Annotated in this window: 22 protein-coding genes; all 22 read left to right on the top strand. The window is 39.2% G+C overall.

The window, feature by feature from the left end; genetic code table 11:
* The first annotated feature begins 111 nt into the window (after positions 1–111).
* The 22 genes from acpP (at position 112) to hslV (ending at position 22,026) form a co-directional block, all read left to right on the top strand.
* Positions 112–345: an acyl carrier protein gene (acpP, locus tag LAV82_RS02805; protein ID WP_013058905.1), complete on the top strand. Its 234-nt coding sequence runs from the start codon at positions 112–114 to the stop codon at positions 343–345.
* 179 nt (positions 346–524) lie between these two features.
* On the top strand, positions 525–1,271 hold the full coding sequence (gene rnc / locus LAV82_RS02800) for a ribonuclease III (RefSeq protein WP_013058904.1): 747 nt from the start codon (positions 525–527) through the stop codon (positions 1,269–1,271).
* 77 nt (positions 1,272–1,348) lie between these two features.
* Positions 1,349–4,909, top strand: coding sequence for a chromosome segregation protein SMC (gene smc, locus LAV82_RS02795; RefSeq protein WP_499715636.1), 3,561 nt, complete (start codon positions 1,349–1,351; stop codon positions 4,907–4,909).
* Positions 4,910–4,934: 25 nt separating this feature from the next.
* Positions 4,935–5,933, top strand: a complete 999-nt coding sequence (ftsY, locus tag LAV82_RS02790) for a signal recognition particle-docking protein FtsY (RefSeq protein ID WP_013058902.1) — start codon at positions 4,935–4,937, stop codon at positions 5,931–5,933.
* Positions 5,934–6,223: 290 nt separating this feature from the next.
* Entirely contained in the window at positions 6,224–6,556 is a 333-nt protein-coding gene (locus tag LAV82_RS02785; RefSeq protein ID WP_013058901.1) for a putative DNA-binding protein, read from the top strand.
* A 12-nt stretch (positions 6,557–6,568) separates the two neighbouring features.
* A complete protein-coding gene (ffh, locus tag LAV82_RS02780) occupies positions 6,569–7,912 on the top strand; it encodes a signal recognition particle protein (RefSeq protein WP_013058900.1) in 1,344 nt (447 codons plus the stop codon).
* Between the two features lie 136 nt (positions 7,913–8,048).
* Positions 8,049–8,321, top strand: coding sequence for a 30S ribosomal protein S16 (gene rpsP / locus LAV82_RS02775; RefSeq protein ID WP_013058899.1), 273 nt, complete (start codon positions 8,049–8,051; stop codon positions 8,319–8,321).
* A gap of 11 nt (positions 8,322–8,332) precedes the next feature.
* The gene (locus LAV82_RS02770) at positions 8,333–8,563 is read left to right on the top strand and encodes a KH domain-containing protein (protein WP_013058898.1); all 231 of its coding nucleotides are present in this window, start codon (positions 8,333–8,335) and stop codon (positions 8,561–8,563) included.
* Positions 8,564–8,714: 151 nt separating this feature from the next.
* Complete coding sequence (locus tag LAV82_RS02765; RefSeq protein ID WP_013058897.1) at positions 8,715–9,098, top strand: YlqD family protein; 384 nt, start codon at positions 8,715–8,717, stop codon at positions 9,096–9,098.
* 12 nt (positions 9,099–9,110) lie between these two features.
* The gene (rimM, locus tag LAV82_RS02760) at positions 9,111–9,623 is read left to right on the top strand and encodes a ribosome maturation factor RimM (protein ID WP_013058896.1); all 513 of its coding nucleotides are present in this window, start codon (positions 9,111–9,113) and stop codon (positions 9,621–9,623) included.
* Positions 9,623–10,363, top strand: a complete 741-nt coding sequence (trmD, locus tag LAV82_RS02755) for a tRNA (guanosine(37)-N1)-methyltransferase TrmD (protein WP_013058895.1) — start codon at positions 9,623–9,625, stop codon at positions 10,361–10,363. Before rimM ends, trmD begins: the two co-directional genes overlap by 1 nt.
* 161 nt (positions 10,364–10,524) lie before the next feature.
* Positions 10,525–10,869 carry a 50S ribosomal protein L19 gene (rplS, locus tag LAV82_RS02750; protein WP_013084808.1) on the top strand — a complete coding sequence of 115 codons (345 nt, stop codon included), beginning with the start codon at positions 10,525–10,527 and terminating at the stop codon, positions 10,867–10,869.
* Between the two features lie 180 nt (positions 10,870–11,049).
* On the top strand, positions 11,050–11,601 hold the full coding sequence (lepB, locus tag LAV82_RS02745) for a signal peptidase I (RefSeq protein WP_013058893.1): 552 nt from the start codon (positions 11,050–11,052) through the stop codon (positions 11,599–11,601).
* Between the two features lie 21 nt (positions 11,602–11,622).
* Complete coding sequence (ylqF, locus tag LAV82_RS02740; protein WP_211077377.1) at positions 11,623–12,489, top strand: ribosome biogenesis GTPase YlqF; 867 nt, start codon at positions 11,623–11,625, stop codon at positions 12,487–12,489.
* A 107-nt stretch (positions 12,490–12,596) separates the two neighbouring features.
* Positions 12,597–13,364, top strand: a complete 768-nt coding sequence (gene rnhB, locus LAV82_RS02735) for a ribonuclease HII (RefSeq protein WP_499715633.1) — start codon at positions 12,597–12,599, stop codon at positions 13,362–13,364.
* Between the two features lie 369 nt (positions 13,365–13,733).
* Positions 13,734–14,894 (top strand): ADP-forming succinate--CoA ligase subunit beta, encoded by a 1,161-nt coding sequence (sucC, locus tag LAV82_RS02730; RefSeq protein WP_013058890.1) that lies wholly within the window; start codon positions 13,734–13,736, stop codon positions 14,892–14,894.
* Between the two features lie 18 nt (positions 14,895–14,912).
* Positions 14,913–15,815: a succinate--CoA ligase subunit alpha gene (gene sucD, locus LAV82_RS02725; RefSeq protein WP_013058889.1), complete on the top strand. Its 903-nt coding sequence runs from the start codon at positions 14,913–14,915 to the stop codon at positions 15,813–15,815.
* Between the two features lie 63 nt (positions 15,816–15,878).
* Complete coding sequence (gene dprA / locus LAV82_RS02720) at positions 15,879–16,760, top strand: DNA-processing protein DprA (RefSeq protein WP_211077379.1); 882 nt, start codon at positions 15,879–15,881, stop codon at positions 16,758–16,760.
* Between the two features lie 154 nt (positions 16,761–16,914).
* Positions 16,915–18,990, top strand: a complete 2,076-nt coding sequence (topA, locus tag LAV82_RS02715) for a type I DNA topoisomerase (RefSeq protein ID WP_499715632.1) — start codon at positions 16,915–16,917, stop codon at positions 18,988–18,990.
* Positions 18,991–19,196: 206 nt separating this feature from the next.
* On the top strand, positions 19,197–20,501 hold the full coding sequence (trmFO, locus tag LAV82_RS02710) for an FADH(2)-oxidizing methylenetetrahydrofolate--tRNA-(uracil(54)-C(5))-methyltransferase TrmFO (RefSeq protein ID WP_013058886.1): 1,305 nt from the start codon (positions 19,197–19,199) through the stop codon (positions 20,499–20,501).
* A 65-nt stretch (positions 20,502–20,566) separates the two neighbouring features.
* Positions 20,567–21,469: a tyrosine recombinase XerC gene (gene xerC, locus LAV82_RS02705; protein ID WP_013058885.1), complete on the top strand. Its 903-nt coding sequence runs from the start codon at positions 20,567–20,569 to the stop codon at positions 21,467–21,469.
* Positions 21,470–21,483: 14 nt separating this feature from the next.
* On the top strand, positions 21,484–22,026 hold the full coding sequence (hslV, locus tag LAV82_RS02700; protein WP_013058884.1) for an ATP-dependent protease subunit HslV: 543 nt from the start codon (positions 21,484–21,486) through the stop codon (positions 22,024–22,026).
* Positions 22,027–22,032 lie beyond the last annotated feature (6 nt).

Genomic DNA, 22,032 nt, shown 5'->3' with positions numbered 1-22,032 from the left:
TGGTGATAAAGTACAAAGGGACGTTTACTAGGCGACCGATAAACTTTATTATTCAACCATAGTATTTTAGATGGAAATCATCTATAATGACTTGAGGGGAGGTGAAGAACAATGGCAGAGGTACTAGAACGCGTAACAACAATCATTGTTGATCGTCTTGGTGTAGACAAAAGTGAAGTGAAACTAGAATCTAGTTTCAAAGAAGACTTAGGTGCTGACTCTCTAGACGTAGTTGAATTTGTAATGGAGCTTGAAGAGGAATTTGATATCGAAATTTCTGACGAAGAAGCTGAAAAAATTTCAACTGTAGGAGATGCAGTTAATTACATACAGAGCCAAATTTAATCTGTAGTATATGTATGAAAAGCCCCGTTAAACAGCGGGGCTTTCTCTTCTTTTTAAGAATTTCAAAAAAAGACCTCTTTTTTTGAAAAGGTAGTGTATCTTTTAGGATACCTCGTTTTATAATGAGAGATGTTAGGAAAAACTACGAAACAATTGAAGCAGGTAAGCGGAGGTATTTTATGCCTAAACAATATTCAAATCGAGATCGAAAGATGAACGTGAAATTCAAGCAAAATTTTGCAGAGTTTCAAAAGGAAATTGGTATTCAGTTTACAAATGAAGCGCTTCTTTTTCAAGCATTTACACATTCATCCTATGTGAATGAGCATCGCAGAAGACCGTATGAAGACAATGAGCGTCTTGAGTTTTTAGGAGATGCCGTATTAGAGCTAACCGTATCACAATTTTTATTTAAAAAGTATCCAACGATGAGTGAAGGTGAGTTAACGAAGCTTCGTGCAGCAGTTGTGTGCGAACCGTCGCTTGTTACTTTTGCAAATGAAATGGATTTTGGTAAACTAGTGTTACTTGGAAAAGGTGAAGAGATGACCGGCGGCCGATCTAGACCGGCTTTACTGGCCGATGTGTTTGAAGCATTTATCGGAGCTCTTTACTTAGACCAAGGGCTTGATACGGTAGTAACGATTCTAAAAAAAGTTGTCTTTCCAAAAATTAATGAAGGTGCTTTTTCTCATGTGATGGATTTCAAAAGCCAGCTTCAAGAAGTGATTCAACGTGATGGAGTTGGACAATTAGAATACAAAGTTTTGCAAGAAAAAGGTCCAGCGCATAATCGCGAATTCTTATCTCGCGTATCGTTAAATGGTGAAGAGCTCGGCGTTGGTGTAGGCCGTTCGAAAAAAGAAGCAGAGCAAAAAGCAGCTCAAGTAGCTATTACGAAAATTAGAGCAAGTCAAACGAAATAAAATGATCCCCCTCTTAACGTATTCGTTATAAAGGGGGATTTGCTATGAAAAGATTACAAGTGTGAGGGGGGATTTCTATGTTCCTCAAACGATTAGATATTGCAGGATTCAAATCGTTTGCAGAAAAAGTATCGATAGATTTTGTGCCAGGTGTAACGGCGGTAGTAGGACCGAATGGAAGCGGAAAAAGCAACATTACGGATGCCATACGCTGGGTGCTTGGAGAACAATCAGCCAAATCGCTTCGTGGAGGGAAAATGGAGGACATTATTTTTGCAGGAAGCGAATCGCGCCGTGCTGTAAATGTTGCTGACGTAACGCTTACGTTGGAAAATGATGACCAGTTTCTCCCGCTTGACTATCATGAAGTTAGTATTACAAGGCGCGTGTACCGCTCAGGAGACAGTGAATTTTTTATTAACAACCAGCCGTGCCGCTTGAAAGATATTGTCGATTTATTTATGGATTCAGGACTTGGAAGAGAAGCTTTTTCGATTATCAGTCAAGGAAAAGTAGAAGAAGTACTAAGCAGTAAATCTGACGAGCGCCGTAAAATTTTTGAAGAAGCAGCAGGTGTATTAAAATACAAAACGCGTAAACGAAAAGCGGAGCTTCGACTTCTTGAAACGCAAGAAAATTTAAATCGAGTGGTAGATATTCTTCATGAAATTGAAGGTCAGTTAGAGCCTTTACAGATTCAATCGTCTATTGCAAAAGATTATTTGCAGAAAAAAGAAGAATTAGAGCACATTGATGTGGCTGTTACGGTATTTGAAGTTGAAGATCTTCATCAGAAATGGGAAAAATTAAAAGCTGAAATGGCTCAGCACGAGCAGCTTGAAGAATCTCTCGCGACCAATATTCGCACGCGTGAAGGAGAAATCCAGACCCTTCGTTTGCACATTCAGCAAATAGATGAACAACTAGACTCTTTACATAAAAAACTACTATATGTAAGTGAAGAAGTAGAAAAGCTAGAAGGCAAAAAAGAAGTATTAAAAGAGCGTAAGAAAAATGCCTTTCAAAATAAAGAGCAGCTGGAACGTTTAGTAAAAGAGTATACTCATAAGCATCAAGAGCTAAGTAAAGCAAAAGACAGCGAAGGAAAAGATCTTGAGCAATCTCAAAAAGAAGTACAAGAGATACGTCTGAAGCTTAGTGAGCAGGAACAACTGTTCAGGCAGTACAGCGAGAATCTAGAAGAAAAACTTGAACAGATGAAAAGCGAGTATTTTGAATTAGCGAACGCTCAGACATCCGCCCGAAATGAAATTTCATTTTTAGAGCAGCAAAAATTGCAAACGTTTGAAAAAGAGCAGCGTTTAACAAAATCCAACGAGCAATACGTAGAACAGCGCCGTGAATTAACGCAGCGAAAAGAAGCGGCGATCAAAAGGCTTGCTCAGTTTCGTCAAGAGCTTCAGCAAGCTGTACAAGTGTATAAGCAGCAAGGAGAGAAGCTTGAGTCATTAAGGCAAGCCTATCGTAAACAAGAGTCTACGCTTTATCAAGCTTATCAGTACGTGCAGCAGACAAAATCACGAAAAGAAATGCTTGAAGAGATGCAAGAAGACTATGAAGGTTATTTTCACGGTGTAAAAGAAGTATTAAAAGCGCGTGATGAGAAGCTTGCAGGTATTAAAGGTGCCATTGCTGAGCTAATCAATGTTCCAAAAGAGTATGAAACAGCGCTTGAAATTGCGCTTGGAGGAGCAGCTCAGCATATTGTCGTTCAAGACGAACAAAGTGCACGTCAGGCAATTGGCTTTTTGAAACAAAACGGTTACGGGAGAGCTACATTTTTACCACTGACGTCTGTAAAAGACCGCTATGTTCCGGTTCAAACTATTTCTATGCTAGAGAGTCACGAAGCGTATGTAGGAATTGCTTCATCTCTTGTTAAATACGAAGCTACCTACGAACGAGTTATTAAAAATTTGCTTGGAACCGTTATTGTTGTCAATGATTTAAAAGGTGCAAATGAACTTGCCCGTCTTGTACAGCATCGCTATCGTTTTGTGACCGTTAAAGGAGATGTCGTCAACCCCGGTGGTTCGATGACAGGCGGTTCAATGAAGCAAAAGTCCAACTCTTTGTTAGGCCGTCAGCGTGAAGTGGAAGCCATTACAGCAAAAATAGAAGAGATGGAACAAAAGACGCTTGTGCTCGAGCAAGATGTGAAAGATAAAAAGTCACAGATTGAAGAACTTCAGCAGGAAATTAATAAACAGCAGGCATTTGTGGAACGCTTGAAAGACAAAGAGCAGGAGTCTGACCGAGAAGTAAAGCAAATTGACATCGAAGAAAAAGCAGTGAATGACCGCTTGACCATGTACGATCATGATATTGCTAGCTTTAGGCAAGATCAAACGAGCTTGTCCGCTCGAATTGATGAGCTGCATACGAGTTTGCAAGGAAATCAGCAGCAGGCAAATGTGTTAGAGAAAAACATTGAAGAGTTAGCTGCACGCAAGCATACACAGCAAACGTCTAAAGAAACGGTTCAACATGAGCTTACAGAAGTAAAAGTCCTTCTTGCGAAAAAAGAACAGTTCCTCGCAAATCAGCAAGAAAAATATGAAAGAGTGTGTTTTGAGCTTGATCAAACCATTCAGCGTTTATCTGAAACTACAGATGATCTTTCTCTTTTAACGAGTGAAATCACGAGCAACGACTCGGGTGAACTTCAGCTCGAAGAAGCGGCGCATGAACGAATAAAAGAAAAGACAGAAACGTTGAAATTAATGGATGACTGCAGATCAGAGCGGTTAAAAGCCCAGAATAAACTTGAAGACGAAGAGAGGATTGTAAAAGAGCTGCAGCGTCAGTACAAACAAATTGCGGATGCTTTAAAAGATGAAGAAGTCAAAATTAATCGAATTGACGTAGAGCTAGACAGCCGTCTGCAGCAGCTGACAGAAGAGTACGAAATTAGCTTTGAAGCAGCAAAAGAAAAGTATCCTTTAACATTAGATATTCAAGAAGCGAGGAAAAAAATCAAGCTCATTAAGTTGGCAATTGATGAATTAGGAACCGTAAACTTAGGTTCTATTGAACAATACGAACGCGTTTCAGAGCGCTATGAATTTTTAAATACGCAGCGAGCGGACCTTGACGAAGCGAAAAATACGCTGTATCAAGTGATTGAAGAAATGGACGAGGAAATGAAGAAACGTTTTTCTGATACTTTCTCTCGTATCCGCAATGAATTTGGTACAGTGTTCTCTTCACTATTTGGGGGAGGAAAAGCGGATTTGAAATTAACAGATCCGAAAGATTTATTAAATACAGGGGTGGAAATTGTTGCCCAGCCTCCTGGGAAAAAACTGCAGAATCTAGGGTTGCTGTCAGGCGGAGAGCGTTCGTTAACAGCCATTGCTCTCCTGTTTTCTATTTTGAAAGTACGTCCAGTGCCGTTTTGTGTGCTAGATGAAGTGGAAGCGGCGCTTGATGAAGCAAACGTTCATCGCTTTGCTACGTATTTACGCAAATTTAGTAATCAAACACAGTTCATTGTTATTACTCACCGAAAAGGTACAATGGAAGAAGCTGATGTACTGTACGGTGTGACGATGCAAGAATCTGGCGTATCGAAATTAGTCTCTGTTCGTTTAGAAGAATCAAAGCAATATGTTTAACTCATAGAATGAAAGGGTGGTACGAATGAGCTTTTTTAAGAAACTAAAAGAAAAAATTACAATGCAAACGGATTCTGTTACACAAAAATTTAAAGATGGACTATCAAAAACGCGCAATTCTTTTTCAGAACGCGTGAATGATCTAGTGTCTCGCTATCGTCAAGTAGACGAAGAATTTTTTGAGGAATTAGAAGAAATTTTAATTAGTGCTGATGTCGGTGTGGCTACCGTGTTAGATTTAATTGATGACTTAAAATCGGAAGTGAAACGCCGTAATATTAAGGACCCTCAAGATGTGCAGGCTGTCATCTCTGAGAAATTAATTGATATTTATGAATCTGGTGAAGAGCAGATTGGTGAACTGAATATGCAGCAAAATGATTTAACGGTGATTTTGTTTGTAGGGGTAAACGGCGTTGGGAAAACAACAACAATTGGGAAAATTGCGCATAAATTCAAACAAGAAGGCAAAAAAGTCGTAATGGCAGCAGGAGATACGTTCCGTGCCGGTGCGATTGAGCAGTTAGAAGTATGGGGAGAACGCGTTGGTGTTGATGTTATTAAGCAATCTGCAGGCTCTGACCCTGCCGCTGTCATGTATGACGCTGTTCAGTCAGCCAAGGCTCGAAAAGCAGATGTTTTACTATGTGATACAGCAGGGCGCCTTCAAAACAAAGTGAATTTAATGAAAGAATTAGAGAAAGTAAAGCGTGTTATTGAGCGAGAAATTCCTGGTGCTCCTCATGAAGTACTTCTTGTACTTGATGCGACGACGGGTCAAAACGCTTTAAGTCAGGCTAAAACATTCTCAGAAGCAACGAACGTGACGGGAATTGTGTTAACAAAACTAGATGGTACGGCTAAAGGCGGAATTGTTCTTGCCATTCGAAACGAACTGAAGCTTCCTGTTAAATTCGTTGGACTTGGAGAAAAGGTAGACGACCTTCAGCCGTTTGACACGGAGCAATATATCTATGGGTTATTTGCCAATGCTGTAGAAGAAGAAACAGAAAAAGAGGCGTAATCTAAAAAGAGGCTGGGATATAAGTATCTTAGTTGAAGAAAGATCCGAACGATTAATCGTTCGGATTTTTTTATTAGTAGGGTGGACGCAGGTTGCATACGAGCTCCCTTAACCCGTTTGTTCGTCTTTAAATCGAAGTAATTTAATCATATCTCCATCTCTTTCAAGTGGGAAAATGTGAGGTGTTAAGGAAAAAACTTGACATTCAAACCTAGCCTAGTTAAACTAATAACATGTAAAGGCTTTTCACTTAACAAGGGGGCGGTCAGATGGTTGAAAAGAGCGTGCATATGCTCGAAAAAACAACAAGAATGAATTACTTATTTGACTTCTATCAGGCGCTGTTGACGCCCAAACAAAGAAGTTATATGTCACTTTATTACTTGGATGATTATTCCCTCGGTGAAATAGCGGAAGAATTTGATGTGAGTCGTCAAGCAGTTTATGATAATATAAAACGTACAGAGCAAATGCTTGAACAATATGAGGAAAAGCTATTGTTATTTCAACGGTTTCAAGAGCGTCAATCAATTGTTCAACAACTGAAAGACGAACTTGCAGCTGACTTAAACAAGAACAGTAAGCTTTCTTCTCTTCTTGATTCGCTCGAGAAATTAGATTAGGGGGCGGCGTATATGGCATTTGAAGGATTAGCCGACCGTTTGCAAAGCACACTGCAAAAGTTAAAAGGAAAAGGAAAAGTTAACGAAGCTGATGTTAAAGAAATGATGCGTGAAGTTAGACTTGCCCTTTTAGAAGCCGATGTAAACTTTAAAGTAGTAAAAGACTTTGTTAAGCGCGTAAGCGAACGTGCTGTAGGTCAAGACGTTCTTAAGAGCTTAACGCCTGGACAACAAGTTATTAAGGTTGTACAAGAAGAATTAACTGCACTTATGGGCGGAGAGCAAAGCAAGATTGCAGTAGCTCCAAAAGCTCCAACTGTAATTATGATGGTTGGACTTCAAGGTGCAGGTAAAACAACAACAACCGGTAAACTTGCCAATTTATTACGTAAAAAATATAACCGTAATCCATTGCTTGTAGCAGCAGATATTTATCGTCCGGCAGCTATTAAACAGCTTGAAACACTAGGGAAACAGCTTAGCATGTCTGTTTTTTCATTAGGTGATCAAGTAAGTCCTGTGGAGATTGCGAAACAAGCTATTGCTCATGCGAAAGAAGAGCATCACGATTATGTATTAATTGATACAGCGGGACGTTTGCATGTTGATGAAAATCTAATGGAGGAGTTAGAACAGATCAAAGAGCTTTCTAACCCAGACGAAATTTTCCTTGTTGTCGATGCGATGACGGGTCAAGATGCGGTAAACGTTGCGGATAGCTTTAATAAGCAATTAGGATTAACTGGAGTTGTATTAACGAAACTAGACGGCGATACGCGCGGTGGTGCAGCGCTTTCTATTCGTGCAGTAACCGATACACCAATTAAGTTTGTCGGTCTTGGAGAAAAAATGGATGCTATTGAAGCATTCCATCCAGAGCGTATGGCTTCCCGTATCTTAGGTATGGGTGATGTGCTGACGCTTATCGAAAAGGCTCAGGCAAATGTAGATGCTGAAAAAGCAAAAGAGCTTGAAGCTAAGTTGCGCACGCAGTCATTTACATTTGATGACTTTTTGGATCAACTTGCTCAGGTGCGTCAAATGGGACCGCTTGATGAGCTAATTGGTATGCTTCCGGGCGCCAATAAAGTAAAGGGGCTCAAAAACCTGCAGGTTGATGAAAAGCAAATTAATCATGTAGAAGCAATCATTCGTTCTATGACGAAAGCGGAAAAAACAAACCCTGAAATCATTAATGCAAGTCGAAGAAAGCGTATTGCAAAAGGAAGCGGACGATCTGTACAAGAAGTCAACCGTTTACTTAAACAATTTGAAGACATGAAAAAAATGATGAAACAAATGACAAATATGTCAAAAGGCAAGAAAAAGGGTATGAAACTTCCATTCTTTTCATGATAAAATGCTTGATTTGGACTGAAAAACCAAAGAAAATAAAATATTTTTCTAGTGTTAAGAAAAAAACCTTTACAAACATTTTACCTATTTGATATTATATTATCTTGTTGAAACATATTCGGAGGTGCTTTATAAAATGGCAGTAAAAATTCGTTTAAAACGTATGGGAGCTAAAAAATCTCCTTTCTATCGTATCGTAGCAGCAGACTCTCGTTCACCACGTGATGGACGTTACATCGAAGTAGTTGGAACTTACAATCCTGTAGTTCAACCAGCTGAAGTTAAAATCGATGAAGAGCTAGCTCTTAAATGGTTACAAAATGGTGCTAAACCATCTGATACAGTTCGTAACCTTTTCTCTAACGAAGGCATCATGGAAAAATTCCATAATGCTAAATTAGGAAAATAATTTCACTCGAGATGACATCACTAATCGAAACAATTGTAAAGCCGCTTGTTGATTATCCAGCTGATGTTAAAGTGGAGGAACAAGAAGATGAACGTCAAGTGACTTACATCCTTACTGTTCACCAAGAAGATGTCGGCAAAGTAATCGGCAAACAGGGCCGCGTTGCAAAAGCGATTCGAACTGTTGTGAATGCAGCAGCATCACAGCAAGGTAAAAAAGTGTATGTGAAAATTCAAGAGTAATCAAAAAGGGAGAGGGATAACCTCGCCCTTTTTTTATGTTATGATAAGATGAACGTTTTGATCACAGTAAGTCTTTTGCGAGCAAAAGGTAGCTATTTCAATATGCATGTAAAAAGCACAAGGTCACTATCTTGAGGGCGGAGGGAACGTTTTGAACATTATTCAAAAAGTGGTTGTGAAACAAGTGTTAACTGAAGCAAGCAAACAAGATCTTGAAAATCGTTTTATAAACCGCAAGCAGGCGCTTGAAAAAGAAATGGAACAGCTGAAATTTCAGTTAAAGCACATGGAAAAAGCCAATAAAGGTTCTTCTTTATTACATAGTCAGTTTGAAAAAGAAAAATCCGCTCGCCTTGAAAAAATTGAAGTGTTGAACTTTCAGCTGACGCAATTAGAAAAGCTTCCTTTAGGGAGCGAACTCGTTGAAACGGAACTGGATGCCTTAGTAGAGGTAAAAATCGGTGATGATTGGGAAAAGATAAAAGAAAGTAAAACAATTATTATAAAAGATAGCAAAGTTGTTGAGATTAGATAGAGGTGAAGAAGCATGAAATGGTTTAAGGTTGGAAAAATTGTGAATACCCATGGTGTAAAAGGAGAAGTTCGTATTGTATCAACTACGGATTTTGCTGATGAGCGCTATGAAAAAGGAAATAAACTTTATATCTTCAAAGAAAAGCAAAGCGAGCCGGTAGAAGTAACGGTAGCAAGCCACCGCAGGCATAAAAATTTTGATCTGCTTACATTCGAAGGCTATCAAAACGTAAATGATGTTGAGCAGTATAAAAACTGCGAAGTGAAAATCCCTGAGGAGCAGCTAACGGATTTAGAAGACGGTGAATTCTATTTCCACGAAATTATTGGCTGTACAGTAAAAACAGAAGACGGAGTAGAGGTAGGAACGGTCAAAGAAATTTTAACGCCGGGAGCTAATGATGTGTGGGTTGTTAAAAAAGGCGGAAAAGAAGTTCTTATTCCTTACATCGACGACGTTGTACAATCTATTGATATAGATGAAAAAGAGATTGTTATTACAGTAATGGAAGGGTTATTGGACTAATGAAAATTGATGTACTGTCGCTATTTCCTTCTATGTTTGACGGTGTTTTTGGTGAATCAATTTTGAAAAAAGCACAGGAAAAAAATGCGGTTGAACTGAATGTAGTTAATTTCCGAGAATATTCTACGAACAAACATCAAAATGTGGACGATTATCCTTACGGCGGAGGTGCTGGAATGGTATTGACGCCTCAGCCTATTTTTGACGCTGTAGAAAAGCTGACTGAAACAGCTAAGAAGCCCCGGGTAGTTTTGCTTTGTCCGCAGGGCGAACGTTATACACAGGCAAAAGCAGAAGAGCTAGCAGCAGAAGAGCATTTAATTTTTATTTGCGGTCATTACGAAGGATATGATGAACGAATTCGTGAGCAGTTGGTAACTGATGAAATTTCAATTGGTGACTATGTATTAACTGGAGGAGAGCTTGGTGCAATGGTTGTGATCGATAGCGTTGTTCGCTTGCTTCCCGATGTGCTTGGCAATAATCATTCAGCTGTACAGGACTCACACAGTACAGGTTTACTAGAGCACCCCCACTATACGCGTCCTGCTGATTTTAGAGGCTTAACGGTTCCTGAAGTACTTATGTCAGGAAATCATAAAAAAATTGAACAGTGGCGCCAAAAAGAGTCTTTAAAGCGCACGCTGCTTCGAAGACCGGATATGCTTGAAAAGATGGAGCTAACGGAAGAGCAAAAGAAACTAGTAGCTCAATTAAAAGAAGAAAACCAGCTTTCATAAATCCATAAAATTTATGCATAAACTCTGTTGCATACGGTATAAGAGTGTGCTAAGATAGATTTTGTGGCTTGGGCAGATGTCTGGTCACCTATAACGATGTTCCGCTGCAATGATTGAAAAGCATTGGTATGAGCGTCTGTTGGAAGGAGTTGAAACACGCGATGCAAAAATTAATCGAAGAGATTACAAAAGAACAATTAAAAACAGATCTTCCTACGTTCCGTCCTGGTGATACTGTACGTGTACACGTAAATATCGTTGAGGGTACTCGTGAACGTGTTCAGGTATTTGAAGGTGTTGTTATTAAGCGTCGTGGCGGTGGTATCAGCGAAACATTTACAGTACGTAAGATTTCTTACGGTGTAGGTGTAGAGCGTACATTCCCACTTCATACGCCAAAAATTGCAAAAATCGAAGTAATGCGCCGCGGTAAAGTACGCCGTGCGAAACTTTATTACCTACGTGAATTACGTGGTAAAGCTGCGCGTATTAAAGAAATTCGATAATAGTAAAGGGGAGCTTGTTTATACAAGCTCCTTTTTTCAAATGTTTTTTTAGAACGATTCGTTCTCTGACAGTAAAAAATAGACGTACAAGTCATCATTTTTTTATTCTATTTATTTATTAGGCGTTTCAAACATTATCGTTTAAAATAAAGGTATGACATAAGAGTTGGAGGACTGAAGATGGCTCGAAAGAAAAATGAACTGTGGGAATGGATAAAAGCAATCGCCATTGCCGTACTGTTAGCTGTTGTAATTCGCTATTTTTTGTTTGCACCGATTGTAGTAGATGGACTTTCTATGATGCCTACGCTGCATGACCAAAATCGAATGATTGTAAATAAGTTCTCCTATAAGATTGGTGATCCTGATCGCTTTGATATTATTGTTTTTCATGCTACAGCGGAAAAAGATTACATAAAACGTATTATCGGACTGCCGGGTGATCATATTGAGTATCGAAATGATACGCTATATGTAAATGGAAAAGCTTATAAAGAGCCCTATTTAGATCAGTATAAAAAAGAAGTGATTGACGGTAATTTAACCGAAGACTTTAAACTAGAAGACGTAACGGGTAAAAAGACTGTGCCAGAAGGCTATTTGTTCGTGATGGGAGACAATCGACGCTACAGTAAAGACAGCCGTCAGATTGGCTTTGTGAGCATGGACAAGGTGCTTGGTAAAACGAGTGCCGTATACTGGCCGATTAAAGAAGCACGTTTTGCAAAGTAAAATATAAAAGGTGAGTAAAATATGACAATTCAATGGTTTCCTGGCCATATGGCCAAGGCCAGAAGACAAGTAACTGAAAAGCTAAAATTGATTGATATTGTATACGAATTGGTTGATGCACGCATTCCGCAATCATCGCGAAATCCAATGATTGATGAGATTATTGTGAACAAGCCGAGAATCGTATTGCTGAATAAAGTGGACAAAGCTGATCCGCGCGTTACTCAGCAGTGGCTAGATTATTACAAAGAACAAGGTATTTATGCCTTAGCTATTGACGCACAAGCAGGTAAAGGAATGAAACAAATTGTTTCGTCTTCCAAAGAACTTCTTCAAGAGAAGTTTGACCGCATGCGCGCAAAAGGAGTTAAAAAACCCCGCGCTATCCGAGCGATGATTGTAGGGATTCCTAACGTCGGTAAATCAACGCTGATTAATCGCCTTGCCAGCAAAAAAATCGCCAAGACCGGAGACCGTCCAGGTGTGACGCAAGCACAGCAGTGGATTAAGGTAGGGAATGAGCTGGAGCTACTTGATACGCCAGGTATTTTGTGGCCTAAATTTGAAGATGAAACAGTTGGATATAAGCTTGCGACAACGGGTGCTATCAAAGATACCATTTTAAATATGCAAGATGTCGCTGTTTATGCACTGCGCTTCTTATCTAGCCATTACCCAGAACAATTAAAGCAGCGTTATGATTTAAATGAAATCCCTGAAGATATTGTAGAGCTTTTTGATGCAATTGGGTCGCGCCGCGGCTGTTTAATGGGTGGCGGCATGGTGGATTACGATAAAACAGCTGAGCTTGTTCTTCGAGAAATTCGAGCGGATAAAATTGGCACCTTTACATTTGATGATCCAAGTGAAGCTGAACAGCAGCTGTAAGCAATACATTGCGAACTGAAACAAAAAACGCCTCTGCCTTTTCAGCATGAGGCGTTTTTTATGTAAAGGTGCCTTGTGAAAATGTTGATATAAAGAAGGTGGAGCTAATGAAAAAGAGTATTAAGGAAATAAAAGAAGAACTAAAGCAAGTGAGAAGCCCGGAAGATGCTTTATTTAAGGTATATGCGCAAGATGAGCGTAAAGGTGTGCAGCAGGTTATTATTCAAAAACAAAGGCAATTTGAAGCCGCTGAGCGCTTGAAGAAACAGTTTGATGAAATGATGGCATATGAAAATGAATTATATAGCCAAGGAGCAACCTATATTGCCGGAGTAGACGAAGTAGGAAGAGGGCCGTTAGCGGGACCGGTAGTAGCGGCTGCCGTTATTTTGCCTCCTGATTTTTTTCTTCCTGGTCTGACAGATTCCAAGAAGTTATCAGAGGCAAAGCGAGAAGCGTTTTATGAAGAAATTTGTAAAAGCGCTGTTGCTATCGGTATAGGCATTATAGGGGCAGAGGTTATTGATTCTATTAATATTTATGAAGCAACAAAAAAGGCAATGACTGAAGCAATTGAACTTCTAGCTGTTCAGCCTGATGAACTGCTTATTGATGCGATGAAGCTGCCGGTGCCTATTTCGCAGCAGTCAATCATCAAAGGCGATGCTACAAGCATTTCGATTGCTGCAAGTTCTGTTATTGCAAAAGTGACGCGAGATCGAATGATGAAAGAACTTGGTGAACGATATCCTGCATATGGATTCGAAAAACATATGGGATATGGAACAAAACAACATTTAGAAGTAATTGAAAAATATGGAATTTTGACAGAACATCGCCGATCTTTTGCACCGATAAAAAACCAAGTAAACTAGAACATGATACCCGAGCATATCTCTGCTTTTTAGCGCATGTTTCACATGCGGGATTTTAGGTTCAAAAAGAATATAGCCTATTTAAGTGGAGATATTGTAGAGGGTGAAGTTCGTAAATTATTTTCCTCTCAGTTCGCTTTAGTTATGAAGGTTGATTTACATGACCAACTATACGTTTAACGTCCGCAAAGCCTCTTCGACTTCATAAGGTATAGTTAAGTACTATCTCCATAAAAATATCAATTTTCTTATTATTTCAATATTTTTTACTAGAATAGTAGACAATTAGACAATTATTTTTATACAATGAAAGCGCAGTCTATTTTGTGCAGTATAGTTTTGTGGTTGATTATGTTAGGAGGATGGGAAATGAATATCCATGAGTATCAAGGAAAAGAACTACTCAGAAAATATGGGGTTGCAGTACCAAACGGTCGAGTAGCTTTTACTGTTGAAGAAGCAGTTGAAGCAGCAAAGGAATTAGGTTCACAAGTATCAGTGGTGAAAGCACAAATCCATGCTGGTGGACGCGGTAAAGCGGGCGGTGTCAAAGTAGCAAAAAACTTAGATGAAGTTCGTACATATGCACAAGATATTTTAGGAAAGACCCTCGTAACACACCAAACAGGCCCTGAAGGAAAAGAAGTTAAGCGCTTGTTAGTTGAAGAGGGATGCGATATTAAGAAAGAATACTACATCGGTTTAGTTCTTGATCGTGCAACGTCTCAAGTTGTATTGATGGGTTCTGAAGAAGGTGGAACTGAAATTGAAGAAGTGGCGGAAAAAACGCCTGAAAAAATCTTTAAAGAATATGTAGATCCTGCGATTGGTTTACAAGCATTCCAAGCTCGCAGACTTGCATTTAATATTAATATTCCAAAAGAATTAGTTGGAAAAGCAGTTAAGTTCATGACAGGTTTATATACAGTATTTGTTGAAAAAGACTGCTCAATTGCAGAGATTAATCCTCTAGTTGTAACAGGTGACGGAGACGTTATGGCATTGGATGCGAAGTTAAACTTTGATTCAAATGCGCTGTATCGTCAAAAAGATATTCTTGAATATCGTGACCTTGAAGAGGAAGATGCTAAAGAAATTGAAGCATCTAAATATGACTTAAGCTACATTTCACTAGACGGTAATATCGGTTGTATGGTAAACGGTGCAGGTTTAGCAATGGCAACGATGGATATTATTAAGCATTACGGAGGCGACCCTGCTAACTTCCTGGATGTTGGGGGCGGCGCAACTGCTGAAAAAGTAACAGAAGCATTCAAAATTATTTTATCTGACCAAAATGTAAAAGGTATTTTCGTTAATATTTTCGGCGGGATTATGAAATGTGATGTTATTGCAACAGGTGTTGTTGAAGCAACGAAACAAGTTGGATTAAGCCTTCCATTAGTTGTTCGCTTAGAAGGAACAAACGTTGAACTTGGAAAAGAAATTTTACAAAAATCAGGCTTAAATATCACAGCTGCTGAATCTATGGCAGACGGCGCACAAAAAATCGTTTCACTAGTGAAATAGAAAGGCTGGGGGATAGGAATGAGCGTATTTATTAATCAAGATACAAAAGTAATTGTACAAGGAATTACAGGCGGAGTTGGCCTTTTTCATACACAGCAAATGTTAGAATATGGAACGAAAATTGTTGGTGGCGTAACGCCAGGTAAAGGCGGCTTAGAAGTAGAAGGTGTTCCGGTATTTAATACGGTTGCCGAGGCAAAAGAAAAAACAGGCGCAACGGCTTCTGTTGTATATGTTCCGCCAGCATTCGCAGCTGACTCCATTATTGAAGCAGTTGACGCAGATTTAGATTTAGTTATTTGTATTACGGAAGGTATTCCAGTATTAGATATGGTAAAAGTAAAGCGTTATATGGAAGGAAAACGTACGCGCCTTGTGGGACCTAACTGCCCAGGTGTTATTACACCGGAAGAATGTAAAATTGGAATTATGCCAGGGTACATTCACAAAAAAGGTCATGTAGGTGTAGTTTCACGTTCTGGTACATTAACATATGAAGCTGTTCATCAACTTTCTGAAGCTGGCATTGGCCAATCAACAGCTGTTGGTATCGGCGGTGACCCAGTGAACGGCACGAACTTTATCGATGTATTAAAAGCGTTTAATGAAGATGAAGATACGTATGCAGTAATTATGATTGGTGAAATCGGCGGTACGGCAGAAGAAGAAGCGGCAGAATGGGTAAAAGCAAATATGACAAAACCTGTGGTCGGCTTCATTGGCGGTCAAACAGCACCTCCGGGAAAACGTATGGGCCATGCTGGTGCTATTATTTCAGGTGGTAAAGGGACAGCGTCTGAAAAAATTAAAACAATGAATGAGTGCGGTATCCAAGTAGCTGAAACACCATCTGTTATGGGAGAAACACTTATTAAAGTGTTAAAAGAACAAGGCATTTACGAGCAGTGTAAGACTCATTAATAGAAGACATATAGCCTCCTTTGACCGGGGGCTATTTTGTCCATTTAAAAAGGAGATTGTAGAATGTCTGATTTACGGGAAAAATTAATTCATTTAGCACATTGTCCATCTGTTAATTGGAAACAAATTTTTACGCTACTTCAACAGAATTCTTCATTACAAAATCTCTACGAGTACTCTCCATCACAGCTTCAAAAACTATTGACTCTCTCGATTGAACGTGCTAATCAAATAAAAAAAGATTTGCAAACTATTCCAATACGAGATATTCTAGATAAATATGACGCTGAGAATATTCAATGTGTCACCATCCTAGATAATGAATATCCTGAACTTTTGCGCCATATTTATGATCCGCCTTGGGTATTATTTGCAAGAGGAAAGGTTTCTCTTCTACACGCTCCAGAAAGCTTAAGCGTTGTAGGAACAAGGAATCCCACTTCATATGGAACTGCAGCTCTGACTCATATTGTTAAGCCGATGCTGCATGAAGAATTTGTCGTTGTAAGTGGACTAGCTCTAGGGATTGACCAGGCTGCTCATGAAATGGCTATCGCTGAAAAAGCTAAAACGATTGCAGTTTTAGGCGGAGGGTTTTATAATATTTACCCAAGAGGAAACCAAAATTTAGCAAGAGAAATTGCGCAGCATCATTTGCTGCTTTCTGAATATGCCCCGTTTATGAAGCCGACGAAATGGTTTTTCCCTCGCAGAAACAGAATCATTAGCGGATTAACAGGAGGCACGTTGGTGGTGCAAGCAAAAGAAAGAAGTGGATCTTTTATTACCGCCGACCAGGCGCTTCAGCAAGGAAGAGAAGTATTTGCCGTACCCGGGTCTATTTTTGAAGAAACATCATGTGGAACGAATAAGTTAATCCAATTAGGGGCAAAACTTGTGCAAAGCGCTGCTGATATTACAGATGAAATGATGTATATAAGATGAATGTTTCAAAGTAGTCATATTCTTGCATGGTATGAAATACTACTGAGATACGTAGTAAAATCGTATGACTTATCTTTTGGACATTTGACAAACAAGAACCAAATATTTAATAATAATGAAGATTTTATTCTACCTCTTGAGGAGGAACAAATAGATGTCTGACTACCTAGTAATTGTAGAATCGCCTGCAAAGGCTAAAACAATTGAACGTTATTTAGGAAAGAAATATAAAGTAAAAGCATCGATGGGACATGTTCGCGATTTACCTAAAAGTCAAATGGGAATTGATATTGAACAGGATTACAATCCGAAATATATTACAATTCGCGGGAAAGGCCCGGTTTTAAAAGAACTAAAAACAGCGGCTAAAAAAGCAAAAAAGATTTACCTAGCAGCCGATCCAGACCGTGAAGGAGAAGCGATTGCATGGCACTTGGCGCACAGTTTGGATGTAGACATTGCATCGGACTGTCGCGTAGTATTTAACGAGATTACAAAAGAAGCGATTAAAGAATCTTTTAAACATCCACGAGCAATTAATATGGATTTAGTAGATGCTCAACAAGCACGCCGTATCCTTGACAGGCTGGTTGGCTACAACATCAGTCCATTGCTGTGGAAAAAAGTGAAAAAAGGATTAAGTGCCGGAAGGGTTCAATCAATTGCAGTGCGGTTAATTATTGATCGTGAAAAAGAAATTGCAAAGTTTATCCCAGAAGAATACTGGACGGTAAAAGCAACTTTTCAAAAAGGGAACGACCAATTTGAAGGCCAGTTAATCGAATATCAAGGGAAAAAAGTAGAGCTATCGAATGAAAATGATGTAACCAACATTGTTAAACAATTAGATGGAAATGAATTTTCAATTTCTAAAGTAACAAAACGTGAGCGAAAGCGTAATGCGGCTCCTTCTTTTACCACGTCTTCATTACAGCAAGAGGCAGCGCGGAAACTGAACTTCCGAGCGAAAAAAACAATGATGATTGCGCAGCAATTATATGAAGGAATTGATTTAGGAAAAGAAGGTACAGTAGGTCTTATCACGTATATGCGTACCGATTCTACTCGTATTTCAGAAACAGCTCAAACAGAAGCTAGAGATTACATTACGAACGCATACGGAAATCAGTTTGTGGCAACGGAAAAGCGTAAAGAAAAGAAAAATTCGAACGCGCAAGATGCCCACGAAGCGATTCGTCCAACTTCAGCTCTTCGTAAACCAGGAGAGGTAAAAGAGTTCTTATCGCGTGATCAGTATCGACTGTATAAGCTAGTATGGGAGCGCTTCGTTGCTAGTCAAATGGCACCTGCAATTATGGATACAATGGCTGTAGATTTGAAAAATCGAGACGTAACATTTAGAGCAAACGGCTCGAAAGTTAAATTTCCAGGCTTTATGAAAGTGTATGTTGAAGGCAATGATGATCAAGTGGAGGAAAAAGAAAATCTTCTTCCAGACTTAGAAGAAGGAGAAGTAGCTTATTCTAAGGACATTGATGAAAAGCAGCACTTCACACAGCCGCCGCCAAGATATACTGAAGCTCGTTTAGTCAAGACATTAGAAGAGCTAGGCATTGGCCGACCGTCTACATATGCCCCAACACTTGACACGATTCAAAAGCGCGGGTACGTAGCGCTCGATAACAAGCGTTTTGTTCCAACAGAACTTGGAGAAATTGTACTAGAGCTTGTATTGGAGTTTTTTCCGGAAATTTTAGATGTAGAGTTTACAGCTAAAATGGAAAACGATTTGGATGAAGTGGAAGATGGTAATGTTCAATGGGTGCGTGTTATTGACGAATTTTACAGTGATTTTGAAAAACGCTTAGAACATGCTGAAAAAGAAATGCGCGAAGTGGAGATTAAAGATGAACCTGCCGGAGAAGATTGTGAAGAATGCGGTTCACCTATGGTATACAAAATGGGACGCTACGGAAAATTTATGGCATGCTCTAATTTTCCTGACTGCCGCAACACAAAGCCAATTGTAAAAGAGATTGGTGTAAAGTGTCCGAAATGTGAAGAAGGAAATATCGTTGAGCGAAAATCGAAGAAAAAGCGTACATTTTATGGCTGTGATCGATTCCCGGGCTGTGACTTCGTATCTTGGGATAAGCCGATTGCAAGAAAATGTCCGAAATGTGAAAATCTGCTTGTGGAGAAGAAACAGAAAAAAGGAACTCAAGTCGTCTGTACAAGTTGTGATTATAAAGAGGAAGCTCAGCAGTAAAAGAGAATGGGATGAATTCCCACACTTTAAATTTAAAAATAGCAGTTATATAAGATGCGGCGACATTGCTTCATGTGCTAAAATGGAAACGTTATTAGCGACATTGAGTAATGTCGCATTTTCTTTGTCCCGTTAAAAAAGGAAAAGACAAGTGAATGAATAAGTAAAATGATAGAAAAGATAGAAATGAAGTTGGAGGATTTACAATGAATGAACAAGTAATTAATGTTATCGGAGCAGGTCTTGCTGGAAGTGAAGCGGCTTGGCAAATCGCAAAGCGCGGTTTGAAAGTCCGTCTTTATGAGATGAGACCAGTAAAGCAAACACCTGCTCATCATACGGACAAATTTGCTGAATTAGTATGTAGTAATTCACTGCGTGCGAATACATTAACAAATGCAGTGGGTGTGTTAAAAGAAGAAATGCGATTATTAGACTCTGTAATTATTCGTTCAGCAGACGAGTGTGCGGTTCCAGCAGGTGGAGCACTGGCTGTTGACCGTCACGAATTTGCCGCTCGTGTGACGGAAAGCGTTAAAAACCATCCAAACGTAACGGTTGTTAATGAAGAGATTACGGAAATTCCACAAGGACCAACTGTTATTGCAACAGGTCCGTTAACGTCAAAAGATTTATCAGAAAAGCTGCGTGCGTTAACAAGTGAAGATTATTTATATTTTTACGATGCGGCTGCACCTATTATTGAAAAAGACAGCATTGATATGGATAAGGTATATCTTAAATCTCGCTATGACAAAGGGGAAGCTGCCTATTTAAACTGTCCGATGACAAAAGAAGAATTCCAACGTTTTCATGAAGCATTAATCAATGCAGAGACGGTTCCTTTAAAAGAATTTGAGAAAGAAATTTATTTTGAGGGATGTATGCCAATTGAAGTAATGGCTTCACGCGGAGAAAAAACAATGCTCTTTGGACCAATGAAACCAGTTGGGTTAGAAGATCCGAAAACAGGAAAGCGACCTTATGCAGTTGTTCAGCTTCGTCAAGATGATGCAGCAGGTACACTATATAATATCGTAGGTTTTCAAACACATTTAAAATGGGGAGCACAAAAAGAAGTATTAAGCTTAATTCCAGGTTTGGAAAATGCAGAAGTAGTACGCTACGGAGTTATGCATAGAAATACGTTTATTAATTCTCCTAAATTGTTAAAGCCGACGTATCAATATCGTGAGCGTGATGACTTATTCTTTGCTGGACAAATGACGGGAGTAGAAGGATATGTAGAATCAGCGGCGAGCGGACTAATGGCCGGAATGAACGCAGCTCGACTTGTACTTGGTGAAGAATTGGTTGTATTGCCGCAGGAAACGGCGATTGGCAGTATGGCTCACTATATCACACATACAAGCGCTAAAAACTTCCAGCCGATGAATGCCAACTTTGGCTTATTCAAAGAATTGGAAGTGCGAATCAAAAACAAACAAGAACGAAATGAAACGCTTGCTAAAAGAGCATTGGAAACTATTCAGAATTTTACAACAAAATAATCAAAATTGTTTGCAAGGGCTACTTAATTGTGATAATATTTAGTAGCCCTTGTGAGGTGATAACATTGGAATTTGTTAAAGATGTATTAAATTCCTTTCTAGAATATTTACAAATTGAGAAAAACTATTCAAAATATACAGTTGACTGCTATGAAAAAGACATAGGTATCTTCATGTCTTTTATGCAGGAAGAGCAAATACAAAACCTACAAAGTGTTACATATGCTGATGCAAGGCTGTTTTTAACACGCCTATATGAAAAGCAGTATTCAAAAAGATCGATGTCACGCAAAATTTCTTGTTTGAGAACGTTTTATCGTTACTTAAATAGAGAAGAATTAGTAGAAGATAATCCATTTGCGCTCGTTACCCTTCCTAAAAAGGAAGAGCGAAATCCTCGCTTTCTGTATGAAGAGGAGATTGTGAAATTATTTCAAATGAATGACTTAACAACTCCGTTAGGGCAGCGTAATCAGTCTCTATTAGAATTGCTGTATGCCACCGGAATACGAGTGAGTGAATGTGCATCTATTAAGCTTAGCGATATAGATTTTTCACTTCAAACTTTGCTCGTATATGGCAAAGGGAAAAAACAACGGTACGTGCCATTTGGCTGTTATGCCAAGGGCGCTCTTAGAGTATATATAGATAATGGAAGAAAGCTTCTTTTAAAAAAGGCTCCTTCTGATACTCATTCGCTCTTTTTAAATTATAAGGGGACACCGTTGACAGACCGAGGCATACGCTTAGTCATTGATCAGTTAGTAAAGAAGACCGCTGAGAATATACATATTAGTCCACACGTTTTGCGGCATACTTTTGCGACTCATATGTTAAATGAAGGGGCAGATTTACGTACAGTTCAAGAAATGCTAGGTCATGAACATTTATCAACCACTCAAATATACACACATGTGACGAAGGATCGTTTAAAGGCAGTTTATATGAATCACCATCCTCGCGCATAAAAGGAGGAGTTAATTTGTCTACTTTCCATGCTACTACGATTTTTGCGGTTCAGCATAACGGTCAATGTGCCATGTCTGGGGACGGACAAGTAACGTTCGGAAATGCTGTTGTTATGAAACATACTGCTCGAAAAGTAAGACGTCTATTTCAAGGGCAAGTTCTTGCCGGCTTTGCAGGTTCAGTAGCTGATGCATTCACTCTTTTTGAATTATTTGAAACGAAGCTTGAAGAGTATAACGGAAATCTTCAGCGTGCAGCCGTTGAGCTTGCTAAACAATGGAGAAGTGACAAAGTATTGCGAAAGTTAGAAGCAATGCTTATTGTTATGAACAAAGATAACTTACTGCTAGTATCAGGAACGGGTGAAGTTATTGAACCGGACGACGGCATTTTAGCAATTGGATCAGGCGGAAATTATGCTTTATCAGCGGGACGTGCATTAAAACAACATGCAGGCGAACATTTAACAGCTAAAGAAATTGCAAAAGCAGCTTTAGATGTAGCAAGTGAGATATGTGTTTACACAAATGATCATATTATTGTAGAAGAACTGTAGGAAAGG

This window comes from Bacillus sp. ILBB4 (assembly GCF_035064545.1).
In the GTDB taxonomy this organism is placed as follows: Bacteria; Bacillota; Bacilli; order Bacillales; family Bacillaceae_H; genus Priestia.
This window is presented reverse-complemented; position numbering and strand designations above follow the sequence as displayed.

Excerpts from the sequence above, each read along its gene's own strand:
- rnc (WP_013058904.1), top strand. The coding sequence starts at position 525 with ATGCCTAAACAATATTCAAATCGAGATCGAAAGATGAACGTGAAATTC.
- trmFO (WP_013058886.1), top strand. The coding sequence starts at position 19,197 with ATGAATGAACAAGTAATTAATGTTATCGGAGCAGGTCTTGCTGGAAGT.
- rplS (WP_013084808.1), top strand. The coding sequence starts at position 10,525 with ATGCAAAAATTAATCGAAGAGATTACAAAAGAACAATTAAAAACAGAT.
- sucC (WP_013058890.1), top strand. The coding sequence starts at position 13,734 with ATGAATATCCATGAGTATCAAGGAAAAGAACTACTCAGAAAATATGGG.
- lepB (WP_013058893.1), top strand. The coding sequence starts at position 11,050 with ATGGCTCGAAAGAAAAATGAACTGTGGGAATGGATAAAAGCAATCGCC.
- rnhB (WP_499715633.1), top strand. The coding sequence starts at position 12,597 with ATGAAAAAGAGTATTAAGGAAATAAAAGAAGAACTAAAGCAAGTGAGA.
- dprA (WP_211077379.1), top strand. The coding sequence starts at position 15,879 with ATGTCTGATTTACGGGAAAAATTAATTCATTTAGCACATTGTCCATCT.
- ffh (WP_013058900.1), top strand. The coding sequence starts at position 6,569 with ATGGCATTTGAAGGATTAGCCGACCGTTTGCAAAGCACACTGCAAAAG.
- ftsY (WP_013058902.1), top strand. The coding sequence starts at position 4,935 with ATGAGCTTTTTTAAGAAACTAAAAGAAAAAATTACAATGCAAACGGAT.
- rimM (WP_013058896.1), top strand. The coding sequence starts at position 9,111 with ATGAAATGGTTTAAGGTTGGAAAAATTGTGAATACCCATGGTGTAAAA.
- smc (WP_499715636.1), top strand. The coding sequence starts at position 1,349 with ATGTTCCTCAAACGATTAGATATTGCAGGATTCAAATCGTTTGCAGAA.
- ylqF (WP_211077377.1), top strand. The coding sequence starts at position 11,623 with ATGACAATTCAATGGTTTCCTGGCCATATGGCCAAGGCCAGAAGACAA.
- trmD (WP_013058895.1), top strand. The coding sequence starts at position 9,623 with ATGAAAATTGATGTACTGTCGCTATTTCCTTCTATGTTTGACGGTGTT.
- LAV82_RS02785 (WP_013058901.1), top strand. The coding sequence starts at position 6,224 with ATGCTCGAAAAAACAACAAGAATGAATTACTTATTTGACTTCTATCAG.
- sucD (WP_013058889.1), top strand. The coding sequence starts at position 14,913 with ATGAGCGTATTTATTAATCAAGATACAAAAGTAATTGTACAAGGAATT.
- LAV82_RS02770 (WP_013058898.1), top strand. The coding sequence starts at position 8,333 with ATGACATCACTAATCGAAACAATTGTAAAGCCGCTTGTTGATTATCCA.
- acpP (WP_013058905.1), top strand. The coding sequence starts at position 112 with ATGGCAGAGGTACTAGAACGCGTAACAACAATCATTGTTGATCGTCTT.
- topA (WP_499715632.1), top strand. The coding sequence starts at position 16,915 with ATGTCTGACTACCTAGTAATTGTAGAATCGCCTGCAAAGGCTAAAACA.
- rpsP (WP_013058899.1), top strand. The coding sequence starts at position 8,049 with ATGGCAGTAAAAATTCGTTTAAAACGTATGGGAGCTAAAAAATCTCCT.